6 protein-coding genes and 2 pseudogenes are annotated in these 12067 nt (G+C 57.8%); 5 read left to right on the plus strand and 3 right to left on the minus strand.

The window, feature by feature from the left end; translation table 11 throughout:
• Positions 1-31 precede the first annotated feature (31 nt).
• Positions 32-1441 carry an integrase family protein gene (locus F3J15_RS24110; RefSeq protein ID WP_166894494.1) on the plus strand — a complete coding sequence of 470 codons (1410 nt, stop codon included), beginning with the start codon at positions 32-34 and terminating at the stop codon, positions 1439-1441.
• Between the two features lie 352 nt (positions 1442-1793).
• Here the strand turns inward: F3J15_RS24110 and F3J15_RS24115 are convergent, their stop codons facing one another.
• From F3J15_RS24115 to F3J15_RS24125, 3 genes are read right to left on the minus strand one after another with little or no spacing between them, the layout of a single operon-like run.
• On the minus strand, positions 1794-2294 hold the full coding sequence (locus tag F3J15_RS24115; protein ID WP_166894496.1) for a hypothetical protein: 501 nt from the start codon (positions 2292-2294) through the stop codon (positions 1794-1796).
• A gap of 1 nt (position 2295) precedes the next feature.
• A complete protein-coding gene (locus F3J15_RS24120) occupies positions 2296-5526 on the minus strand; it encodes a CHAT domain-containing protein (protein ID WP_166894498.1) in 3231 nt (1076 codons plus the stop codon).
• On the minus strand, positions 5493-6563 hold the full coding sequence (locus tag F3J15_RS24125; protein WP_166894501.1) for a tetratricopeptide repeat protein: 1071 nt from the start codon (positions 6561-6563) through the stop codon (positions 5493-5495). The genes F3J15_RS24120 and F3J15_RS24125 overlap by 34 nt, the downstream gene beginning before the upstream one ends.
• A gap of 520 nt (positions 6564-7083) precedes the next feature.
• Here F3J15_RS24125 and F3J15_RS24130 point away from each other — a divergent pair.
• The 4 genes and pseudogenes from F3J15_RS24130 to F3J15_RS24145 all read left to right on the plus strand — a co-directional run.
• Positions 7084-8103 (plus strand): IS110 family transposase, encoded by a 1020-nt coding sequence (locus tag F3J15_RS24130; protein WP_166894502.1) that lies wholly within the window; start codon positions 7084-7086, stop codon positions 8101-8103.
• A 360-nt stretch (positions 8104-8463) separates the two neighbouring features.
• A pseudogene (locus F3J15_RS24135) lies at positions 8464-9588 on the plus strand (IS3 family transposase).
• A gap of 31 nt (positions 9589-9619) precedes the next feature.
• The gene (locus tag F3J15_RS24140) at positions 9620-10696 is read left to right on the plus strand and encodes a hypothetical protein (RefSeq protein WP_166894504.1); all 1077 of its coding nucleotides are present in this window, start codon (positions 9620-9622) and stop codon (positions 10694-10696) included.
• Positions 10697-10934: 238 nt separating this feature from the next.
• Positions 10935-11947, plus strand: a pseudogene (locus F3J15_RS24145) (ISKra4 family transposase); the annotation flags it as partial.
• Positions 11948-12067: the final 120 nt, after the last annotated feature.

A 12067-nucleotide genomic window follows, 5' to 3' on the forward strand; every position in this document is an offset into this window, starting at 1 on the left:
CGTCGCTTTGCCAGTCGGAGTGGAGGCGAAAATGCTGACGGAACGGACCATTGCTGCGGCTGTCCAGGAAGCCCGTCGATCGGGAAAAGTGCGCTGGTTGCATGAGTCGCGCGGGCGAGGACAAGGCGCGTTGTCGCTTAAGATCGCCGCATCGGGTACGGCCGCGTGGTACTACCGGTACGCTGTAGAACGGAAGAACAAATATTTCCCACTCGGCGCCTATGGTGACCAATCCGATCGACTGACCCTCGCCGACGCACGGTTCCGCTGCAGCGAGGCAGCAGCGAAGCGCCAGGACACACTTGATGGCAATTTACATGCTAGCGAGCGGGCCAAAGTGACTGCGGAGCGCACGCGGAGAGAACACGAAGCACGTGCAGCAACTGAGGCCGCGACCGAAGCCCTGGCAAAGGCAAAGTTCACGCTCAAAGCCCTGATGGACGCTTACGTTTTGCATCTGAAAGGCGCAGGTAAGCCGAGTGCCGGCGATGTCAGACGGATGGTCACTCTGCACGTTTACGAGGCATTTCCGAAATATGCATCGTCACCGGCGAAAGACTTGACGCGAGAGCAAGCAACCGAAATTTTCCGAAAGTTGGTTGAAGCCGGCAAAGGCCGAACGGCGGGTAAAGTACGCACGTCTCTACATGCTGCTTATGAGCTGGCACTGGGGATCGATGGCGATGCGGCCGCTCCGTCAACCATGACAGGATTCGGAATTGCATTCAATCCAATCGCGGCAACGAAAGCTCTGAACCAGTTCAACCGGGCGGGTCAGCGCCATCTGTCCGCTACCGAGTTCCGAGCGTTCTGGTCCCGTGTTTCGGCAACAGAAGGGCTTGCAGCAGAGGCGATAAAGGTCGCCGTGCTCTGTGGCGCGCAGCGCATTGCGCAACTCTTGCGAGTCACCCGACGGGACTATGACCCCGATGCAGCAATCCTGACACTATTCGACCGCAAAGGGCGGCGGCAAGTGCCACGCCGTCATGACATCCCATTGCCTGCGGGAGCTGTCGCTATCGTCAGACAATGTTTCTGCCTGATCGAGAAGGACGCGGAGGACCAAAGGATATTCGGCACGACGGTGCCCGATACCGTGAGCGACGTAATATCGAAAATTTCCGCCGCAATGGTTACCAGCGGCGAAGCTGTGGCGGGGTTCGGGTGGACCGATATACGGCGCACGGTCGAAACACTTCTGATCGAGGAGTTACGTGTGTCGAAAGATCTACGTTCACAGATTCTCTCTCACGGGATTGGCGGCGTTCAGAACCGGCACTATGACCGTGCTGACTATACCCGCCAGATTCGGCCCATCTTGGCTCGCTGGGCGGCGTGGATCACAAACAAGAAAGGCAAAGGCACGAAGCTCGTATTCCGAGTCCAACCCGGACGCAAAAGGCAACTGAAAAACCACCGTACCCAAGCGAAGCTGCAATGAGAGGAAGATCGATCCCCTTGCGATATAGTCGATCCGCGAACGTGCGATGCCCAGCCAGCGCGTGTTCCTCGTCGATGTCAGCCCGCGAATGCAAACGGCGAAAAACCTGGCTCAGTGCGCCGCAAAAATAGCTGATCTTGCTGCTTGATGCTTTCCGATTTTCGAGAGTCGCTTATCCCGTCCCATCGCCACCCAATCTCATGGGGCAAGCGGCTCGTCAAAAGGCGCCTGACCGACCGCGGGTCGTTTCGATACGCTTTTGCCGACGTTCGACGGGTGTACTTTCGGTGGTCTCAGGTCGGCGACTTTCGCAACGCCCCGCTCGTTATAGCCAGCGCCAATCCGGTGGAAATTAGGGAATCAATCCAGCGACTATCTTTGCGATGTCGGCCAGCGTCTGGCCGTTGGTAGGGCCTTTTTTTACGTTGAATTTGAAATCAAGCTTCCCGTCCGTGCGATGAATCTCGATCTCAACGGACGTCTGCAGCCACGCGATCAGTGCCCCCAAAACTACCGCCCCTGAAATTGCCAGTTCAACCGATTTTTGTGAGTCGGTAGGCGGATTTTCTATGGACTCTGCAGTGGCCTTCTGCGTCTCAGGGTCGGTCAACAGCAGTTCCAGAACTTGCCGAGCTACTGCCGGTTCCCATCGATCATCAGCGAGAATGGATTCCGAACCACCCGAAGTAACAGCCTGCTGTTCAAGCAAGGAGGCGATTGCAGCACGCGCCTCCGATGAAGTCGCGATCGTCGAGGCTTCCGAGTGCGGCAGTTGTTCACGCAGATCAGTCGTCACCTGGCTCAAGATTCTCAAGACAGCACGATCGTCGAATTGTTCGATTGGATTTTGCACGCTACCTCCAACTTCCGATTAAGCTAAACGGCGCCCAATGATAAGGGTGTGCCAGATTACCACCGCATTCGATCAACTCTTTCTGTGCAACCTGGAGGGCCTTCCATTTCGGCAGTCCTCGCACAGACCAGTTCCGGTAAAACCGGGAAAGCAATTCACCTGACGACGATTGATCCACGTTCCACATGGCCAGCAGAGCAGATCCGGCACCCGCGCGAAGAAGTGCCCTGGCAAATCCCTCCAGTTCGTCGCCGGCATTGCGGTCACGCTGCAAGCCAGTCGAGCACGCGCTAAGCGTCACCAGTTCGGCTTCCAGTTCCACACGCATCAGGTCACGCACAGTAACGATAAAAGACTGCCGCTCCATGAACGAAAGCCTCGACAGATCGCGCGGCGCTTTCAACTCCCCGTTGGTTAGAACCAGTCCCGAGCTCGGTGGATTTCTGGCGTTGAAATAGGCGTGGCAGGAAATATGGACCACGCGCTGTCCGCGTAGCCCTGAAATAATCGCCTCGCGGTTCGCGCCCTCCACTCCCACGGCAGTTTGCAGCTCCCAAAAGTCCGGGTTAAACAGTGCCACATCACCTTCAAAGCGTTCGGGATGTGTATCGTCTGCGGACGAAACCCCAGCCACCAAAGCACGCTGCTTTCGTCCAAAAGGCGCGATGTTGGTGTTTGCTCGCTGCGCCATGTTCCATGCAATGCTTAGACTGGGTGTATATACGACTGCATGCTTTTCTGCAAGGTACTGCCCTCCTGGAAGCTGAAGGGCGTGTAGAGGTATGGTGTGCAGGGGGCCGTGGGGCGCCACGCAAATCAACTCGACTCCTTCCAGACAGGTGAATAGCGGACTCACGGCTGCGCTAAGGCGATCAAGAAAGTCGAGTTTCCGCCTGAACGGCATGTCACCGCGAATCGGAGGGTATGGCGGAAATTCCTCAGGCGCTCCATTGAAAGCGCGCTGTAGGTAAAGTGCTGCATGGGTTACGTCGGTTTCGCGCAGCGGAATCGAAATCATGATCGGCTCGTCGCAATCCGTTCGCATAACGAAGCAATAAGTCGCATCGATCCCCACGAAGAACGAGACAAGAGCAGTCTCGACCGTCGAGGTAGCGCGCAATGCTTCGTGAATCTCTTCAAACGTGTATGGCTCGTTCGAGCGTGCCCGGACATAGTTTGGGGCGCTTGTCCGCATGCGCTCCCAGCAGTCCTTCAACGCCTGCCTTATGTGGCTGAGCTTCTCATAGCGTTGCTCTTCGGATCGGACCTCCTGCTCCTGCCACTTCCGTTGCTCGGCCAGCAGTGCCGATTCCATCTCCCGGAGTTCGATTGGAACGACGGCCGGTGGCGCGAAAGTCGCGGCGCCCGCTACATGGGCCAGCAGGCTCCTCGCCTTCGCTGACTCATGTAGATCGAATGCGAACGTCTGAGGCGAGCGGTGTTCGACTGCCCGAGCGGACGGCGAACCCAGCAGTTCGAGCAGTGCGCCGTAGACTGGGCGTACCGAACCAGCGATCTCCCCTAGCCGGGCGTCGATAAGCGTCTCATCCATTTGCCGTTCTGCGGCCTTCAATCTTGCGAGCAAGAGCGCGAATGCCTCCGGCCAGCACTCTGCGCGTGCGGCGAGCAACCGAGCATATTCCATGCTGACAACAAGCAGTCCTGCGATTTCGGAATCGCCGCTTCGCGATTCCAACAGCGCGCGGCACTCAGCCATCGCCTCGTCGATCTGCCCGGCCTTCTTCAGCAGCGCAGCGATTTGCTTCACAAGCAATGCTTCGAGAAGGGGGTGCGCTTGATCACGCACCATATGGCGGACTCTTCGGATAAATTCCACCTCTTCCGCAAAGTCGCCTTCGACTTTATTCTCATCGACAAGGGCGAGTTGAACCTGGGCAATCAAAGTCGCATCTCGACTCTCCAACGCGGGGATCATAGCTGCCACATAGGAGGCTTCTGCCATATCCGGATTTCCCAGTTCCTTTTCGCAGTCGCCGAGCCCCAGGAATGTGATCACCTCGCCGGCCTTGTCGTGCGAATTGATCTTGGCATGCAACGCCTTGCCGAACTCGGCGCGAGCGGCCCCGTAGTTCTCCATATCGAGCAACGCGTGTCCCAGATTGTTGTGTGTCGACGCCACCATGCGAAGGTTGCCCCATCGCTCAGCCATGTGCAGGACGTCCAGGAACGCATGATAGCCTTCCCGGGGCATTTTCCGTTTGAGCAGTGATGCTGCGGCGTTCGTCATTGCGCTGAACTGCTGTGATCGGTCTCCCTCGTCCGCGGCAATTTTGGCAGCTTTGGCATAATCCATCGCTCCGATCTCGTAACGCCCCAGATCTTCGTAGAGCAGTCCACGAAAATTCAGCGCTTCGCTCATTTTTCCCGGGGATTTATCCGCAACCGCGATTAGCCGGTTCACCGCATCCAGCGCCTTCGCAGTCTGGCCGAGCGCCCGGTAGCACGATGCAAGACCGTTGGCAAAGCTAGCCACGATTAACGCGCCATCCGCAGTGGCGCCAGCGAGCGCGAGCCCCTCTTCGAGCATTACGCACGCGTCCTGGTACCGGTTCATCGCTCGATACAGTCCCGCTTGCGCGCCCATGACAGTCAAACGGATGTGCGGATCGTCAAGGTCCGTCGCCAATGCCGACGCATGTTGAAAATGACGTTCGGCATGGGATATCGCCTTATTCTGACGACAGAAAGCGCCCCACATAAGAAGCCCAGTTACTATTTCGTTGCGGTCGCCAATCGCTCGTGCAATCAGATACATCGCCAGGCAAGCTTCTTTGCTGGGCGAGGTCGGCCCCGCCGAAACCACTGCCGCTCGTGCAGCGTTGAGCAGATCACCGTTCACCCATTTTCGATGCATAGCGAGAGCCGTACGCATTTGAAGCGCATTTTGCGTATTCAACAGAAATTCCAATAACGATGACGTTCCGCTGATGGAATCCGCTTCCGGAACGGGCCCCGGCAGGTAAGAACCGATGAGAGTCTTGACGTAATCGAGCAGTTGCACCTTAGCGCTGTAGCCCTCTCGTTGCCATTCAGCAGCAAGATTCGCCATAACGCGCTCAAGCGTAGGTGGATGCAAACCGGGCATGGTTGCGACGGATTGGCGGATCTCCCTGACCGTTGGCAGAAAGACGAGGTTCCGCACGAAGCTGCCGTAGCTGGCTTCCTCGGCTTCGCGAGCTAGGTCTTCTCGATATCCGAGATAAGATTCCATGCGTCGCTCCTTTCCTGTTCGTTAGTCGCATATCTGGCAGCTAATTCCAGATGTGCGCGCCCTTTCACATGGTCGCCGATGTAATAGAAAATCTGTCCGATATTGAAATGGAGGCTATGCGAAGGCTCATCCACATCGTAGAGAAGATATGCCTGCCGTGCCACTTCCTCGCGGTCGCCACTTACCATTAACGCAAATGCGTAATGCATTCGATAATCGGGGTTTTGTGGATATTGCTCGACGATGTGGCGCAAATCGGCGAGCGCCGGCTCACGCAGGGCTGCATCGTCGCCCATTACGAGTTGTAGTAGATGGGAGACGCGCTGTCCCATGTCGCGGCCCCAGTTGGAGGGGTCCTCACGCGACGTCTCCGCGAGCAACTTGAGAACTTGTGAGTCCGGCGCCAGTTTTTCGAGCCGCCGCATTGTCTCGTCTAGCCGGCTTTCGGGGTCGCTTCTTAGATAGGCGTTGACCAGATGCTCCAGCACCCCAACGTCTTGCGGATGTACCAAGACAGCCGCCTCAAGGATCTCACGGCTCTTGTCCAAATAGCCGGCACGCATTTCGAGCTGGGCTGAGCGCCAGAAAATTCTCGCAAAGCGGAGAAAGTCCTCAGCAGGGCAGCCCTCGAATGCCGTGGCTTCGCGCAAGGCTTCAATCTGCCGTTTCTGTAGCTCGATGTCGGCCTCGGTCAAGCCGATGAATTGCTCGTACCCATCGAGCTGCTGGCGGCCCGTTTGCCGGCTTTCCTCGGTGCTGCCGTGTTCGGCGAGATACTTCAAATGACGGCGGCAAAGCGCGACCTGCGCAACCTGGGAGTACGCCGTTGCGAGACTCAGACGTATATGGTCAGCGTCGGGATACAGCCGAATCAGCTGATCGAAAATGGAAATTGCCTCGTCAAATCGTCGTGCATTAAACAACGCCACCGCGACCTCATTCCAGTCGCGCTTATCGTTGGACTTCTCGGCGCGCTCAGCCAGCTTCGAGATCTCGGCATCCTGCTCGAGTGGGTCACCTGCCCCGATGCTTTCCATCGATAGATCTCCCGCCGCTTTGAATGGACTCGAGCTCGATTGCCTATGGCCATATGACGCACCGGCATGGCGTTGCTCCCGGATACATCACAAGAGCTTGCCCCGCCCACCAGTGTCGCAATTCGTGGACGCTGATGACTGGGCTTCGTCCACGTTTCGACAGGCGGGAGTGTGCATCGGAAACCATTCCATGCTAGACCACGATGCGTTCGAGATCCAGGACGAGACGTATTTCTCACAATTTCCGCAACAGTATCGAGCGGTCAAAAATAACAAAACATCAAGATTGGAAACTGGGGATGGACGCTGAAGTTGAAAGCGCGCGGCTGGCAAGAGTAACTAATGATGCGAAAACCGATCTGATACGCCGAACGTCTGTTTCTAGGGAAATGATATGAACGCCTCCCACCCGTGAGCGGCAGGAGCGAAGATGAAGGTGGACTCTCACGGGCCGACGGCATCAGAGTGCCCAAGGTGGAAGATCATGACGATTCTTCACAGGCAAACCGGAGGGTCCGAAATGAAGCTTACGACAGTGGGTGTGGACATTGCAAAGAACGTGATGCAGCTCCATTACATCGACGCGGAGACCGGCGAGATCGTGAACAAACCCGTGAAACGGGCAGCGTTTCTCGAACATTTTGCGAACCGGTCGCCGTGCCTGATCGGAATGGAGGCGTGCGGTGGTTCACAACACTGGGCTCGCAAGCTGATCGCGATGGGTCATCAGGTGAAGTTGATGCCGGGGAAGTTCGTCAAGGCGTTCGTGATGGGCAACAAGAACGACGCGACTGATGCGCGAGCAATCTGGATGGCGGCGCAACAAGCGGGCAAGTCGGTCGCGGTGAAGACGGAAACTCAGCAGGCGGTACTGGGGTTGCACCGGATGCGCGAGCAACTGGTGAAATTCCGCACGATGCAGATCAACAGCCTGCGTGGCTTGCTAACTGAATACGGTGAAGTGATGGGCAAGGGGCGGGCTGCACTCGATAAAGCGATGCCGGATGTCTTGGAACGGCTGGTGGACCGTTTGCCGAGAATTCTACTCGACACACTGCGGGAGCAATGGAACGGTTTGACGGAACTGGATAAGCAGATTGCCGAAATCGAACGGCGTCTACAGGCGTGGCTGAGAGAGGACAAGGCGTGCAAGGCAATTGCTGCGATACCGGGCGTCGGCCTGCTGACGGCAACCGCGGCAGTCGCAACGATGGGAGATGCGAAGACGTTCAAATCGGGGCGTGAGTTCGCGGCCTGGATTGGATTGGTCCCGCGGCAGACGGGCACGGGCGGCAGGGTCCAGTTACTGGGGATCAGTAAGCGAGGCGATATGTATCTACGCAAGGTATTGGTCCACGGTGCCCGCAGCGTGCTGTGTCTCGCGAAGGAGCCTGGGCCATGGGTCGAAGGGATCAAAAAGCGGCGCCCGCTAAATGTAGCTGTCGTGGCGCAAGCGAACAGAATGGCCCGGACCATCTGGGCAATCCTGGCGCATGACAGGGTGTATGAGAAGGACTACGTGAGTGTGAAACCGGTTTGACCGGTGAGCGTTGCGTAGAAGGAAGATCAATTTTTACAGGATGACACGTCGAAAGGTTGCGCTGGCAATCGTATGTAATGACAAGACAGGTCGGACCGGGACTCGCCAAGCCTGAATCAGTGGCAGAGCTTCGAGCTCGCTAGGGAAATGAGGCGCGAGTCAGCGGATTTCATAGTGGGCCGCAGCGAATCGGGCTGCAACAAGCCCGGATATAAAGCTGCAACCCATCCTGTCGCAGTCAGAACACACGAAAAACCGTCGCAAACGGGAGGCGTTCATATAAAACACTGATTTATCCTGACCTGCTCCCCGCGTTTAGTACGGTGACAGTGTAGAGTCCGTTCCAAGAGAGGAACGGCAATGAAAAAGCGATTCACCGAAGAACAAATCATCAGCATCTTGAAGGAAGCTGAGGCTGGCCTGAAGCCGGCGGAGCTGTGCCGCAAGTACGGCATCTCCGAAGCGACCTACTACAACTGGAAAGCGAAGTTCGGCGGGATGACGGTCTCCGAAGCGCAGCGCCTGAAGGAACTGGAGCAGGAGAACAACAAGCTCAAGCGCCCGTTGGCCGAATCAATGCTCGACAACGCCGCGCTGAAGGACCTGCTGGCCCGAAAGTAGCAAGCCCGCAGGCCAAGCGCGAAGCGGTCCGAATCTTGATGACCGAACGCGCCATGGGTGTTACCCGGGCCTGCGGGCTGGTAGGGATTTCGCGCTCGCTGTTCCACTACGAATCACGTCGCCGATCTGACGACGAAGCGCTGACTGGCCGGATGATGGCCATCGCCGCGCAGAAGCGCCGCTATGGCTATCGCCGGATTCACGTGCTGCTGCAGCGGGATGGCTGCTTCGCCAACCACAAGCGCATATGGCGCCTGTACAGCAAGGCGGGACTGAGCATGCGCAAGCGGCGACGCAAGCGTATTGCGGCTGTCGAGCGCACGCCGCTGCCGTTACCAACAGGCCCGAATCAGAGCTGGTCGATGGACTTCGTTTCTGACGGGCTGGCCTATGGTCGGCGGTTTCGATGCCTGAACGTGGTCGACGACTACACGCGCGAATGCTTGGTCATCGAGGTCGATACTTCGCTGCCGGGCTTGCGAGTGCAGCAAGTGCTCGAGCGGCTCAAGGAGATGCGAGGCTTACCCGCTTCCATCACGGTCGACAACGGGCCGGAGTTCGCTGGTAAGGTGCTGGGCATGGGCCTACGAGGCCGGTGTCACGCTGTCGTTCATTCGGCCTGGCAAGCCGGTGGAGAATGCCTATATCGAGAGTTTCAATGGGCGGTTCCGCGATGAATGCCTGAACGAGCACTGGTTCGTCTCAATGCGCCACGCCAAGCGGCTGATTGAGGAATGGCGTATCGAGTACAACACCGAGCGGCCTCATAGCTCGCTCGGCTATCTGACGCCCGTGCAGTTCGCCCGGGCGCACGACGCGAAGCAACAATTTTTAACCTCGGACTCTAACTGCAGTTCGGACTAAAACCGGGGGCAGGTCACTTGGAACGTATAAGGTGCTCGGACGGGTAAGCCAGTACATCGTCGCCGAGCGCCTGATCCATGTCCGTCGCGCATGGCCGGTCATCTCTTCCCAGGCTGTGCTCAACTACGGAGACGATCGAGGGACGGTACCCGTCCCTCGTGAAGGATGGTTGTACCAGTCCGATGACCACGACTTTGGCTTGATCAATCCCGACGTCAAACTCAAAGGTCATCTCGAGATTGGCAATGAAGAAGAGGTCCTGTCTGGAAACTGGAGTGAACGTTACGATCGATGGACGCTGCTTCTCGCCGCGCTACCTCCGGTGCTATCGCTGCTGGCATTGCTGGCCTTTGCGGCCACAGCCGGTGGCCTCGAGCATTGGATCTCCAACGCCCTGATCGGCGCCGAAACCATCTTGCTGCTGCTGGGCGCGGGTGTCGTCTGGTGGATTCGCAAGGATCGTTGGCTGTTGAAGTCGAGCATCGTGTCGGGCCAGGCGCTGTGCCGCCGCTTTCAGGCGGCAGTCGAGTTACTGGGCGAATCCGCTTCGAACGACTTTCCCGGAATGTCATTGTGGCGATGCGCACAATCCCAAGGGGGCGTCGAGACCGAAGCCCAAACGGCTCCAGGCGCAACCCAACGCAGCGCCAACACAGATCGCTACGCGCAGCTGAAGGCGGAGATTGGCTCGACGCTCGACGAACTCGAGGAAGGGATCGGGCAGTATCACAACAGAGAACGATACACCGGCTGGACAACGTACATCGCGTTCCTGATCATTCTGCTGGTCAATCTCGACTTGCTCGCGGTGGCGCATCGTCCGCTCGTGGAACTTCTCGGCATCCGGTTGCCCGCACTGATCTCCGCGATCCACGTATTCAACTTCAGGCGTCGGACGGCCGATCGCATCGGCGCCATGAAAGAATTCAAACTGCAGCTCCGCTTCATACAGACACGCTTGTTCGCAACGGCTTCCCAAACTCAGCGGACAAACGACGTTGAACGGGATCGAGCGGCAACGTTGAGGCTTCTGTGTGCGATCGTCGCACAACAGAGCCAACGGGAGTTTTCCTTCGCGCTGGCGAACGAGGCGAATTTCCCCGTGTAATTCACGTCGGATCAATGTGATCCGAGGTAATGAAGTCGGTCAAGTCAGCCTCTCGTAGGTTGCCGTTCTTTCTGGAGAAACCTCGCCGACGATACTGCGGGCCAAAGTCAGTCTCAGAGTGATGTAACTTTGCACGAATGCGACTCAACTCTCAGCCTGCTCGGACAGTTTGTGTGGGTCCGGCACGAGCAGTACGCGCTGCATTGCTGGGTCTGCTCGTCGCCGCGCTGGCGAGCGCATCTACCGCTCGGTGTTTAGCAGGTTATCAATCGACAGTCCGCTGTTGTAAAATGCCGGCGCACAGCATCGGGGCGCCGATCCGTCAGTCCACTGGCCGGCTGCCGGAGTGTGAGAATGAGCCCCGAACTGCAGTATCTTCAGGCCAAATTTGCCGCGTTGATGTCATATGGGCTGACCGTCCGCGTACTGGAGGAGGTGTTACCGCTCGGGCACGTTCTGGCGGCCACCACGATCCGGCGTCAGGTCGCCGCGCTGGGCCGTCGCATCGAGAACACGGGTGCCGATGCGATTGCGGTTGAGCAACGGCCACATACATAACTCACTGCAGGCCGGCCCGACACTCATCAACACAGCCCAGTGCGCGCCGTCGGCATCGACGGCGGTTATATCCGGCTCGCTGGACACAGCAGCCGGCAGGACGGCTGGTTTGAATTCATCGTCGCAAAATCACTGCGCGATGACAGTCGCGGACACAGCTTCACATACGTTCATACACTCGAGCACGAGCCCATCGATCGCATGCTGGCGTTTCTCTCTCAGGAAGGTGTCGGCGCGGGTCAGCCAGTGACTTTCCAGTCCGATGGCGGCGACACGGTGCGCCGCGCCCAGATTGACTTCGGCGATTGTGGTGAGAACATACTCGACTGGTTCCACGTCGCCATGCGGATACAGAATCTCGAACAGATGATCAAGGGGCTGCCGATATGCGACGAATGGCTGTGCGGCGATGCGCTGATCCGTACGCTGCATCGGGCCAAATTGCACCTCTGGCGCGGCTGCCCCTACCCGGCACTGAGATGACTCGAAAGCCTAGGCTGGGAGCTCGCGGCTGATGGCAGTCCTGAGGAGGTCAAGCTGGTCGCCAGACCGGAGGAGTTCATCGGCTACCTCGAGAACAACCAGAACTTTATCGTGAACTACGGGATCCGCTACCGCCACGGCGAGCCGATCACTTCAAGTTTCGTCGAATCGGCGGTCAACCAGATGGTCAGCAAGCGTATTGTTAAGAGGTCAGTTCAAAAACCCCGTGAGGGGGCTGTTTACTTCCTCGGCGAGCTGTTAACCTTGGGCACCAGAACAACGGAAGCCCAAGGATGGAAGCGCCGATCATTGACGACGAACTGTGGATAC

Origin of the sequence: Burkholderia sp. Ap-955, from assembly GCF_011753045.1 — a bacterium.
Lineage (GTDB): Bacteria > Pseudomonadota > Gammaproteobacteria > Burkholderiales > Burkholderiaceae > Burkholderia > Burkholderia lata_D.

Coding starts and splice junctions, on each gene's coding strand:
- F3J15_RS24110 (WP_166894494.1), top strand. CDS start 32: ATGCTGACGGAACGGACCATTGCTGCGGCTGTCCAGGAAGCCCGTCGA.
- F3J15_RS24120 (WP_166894498.1), bottom strand. CDS start 5,526: ATGGAATCTTATCTCGGATATCGAGAAGACCTAGCTCGCGAAGCCGAG.
- F3J15_RS24125 (WP_166894501.1), bottom strand. CDS start 6,563: ATGGAAAGCATCGGGGCAGGTGACCCACTCGAGCAGGATGCCGAGATC.
- F3J15_RS24130 (WP_166894502.1), top strand. CDS start 7,084: ATGAAGCTTACGACAGTGGGTGTGGACATTGCAAAGAACGTGATGCAG.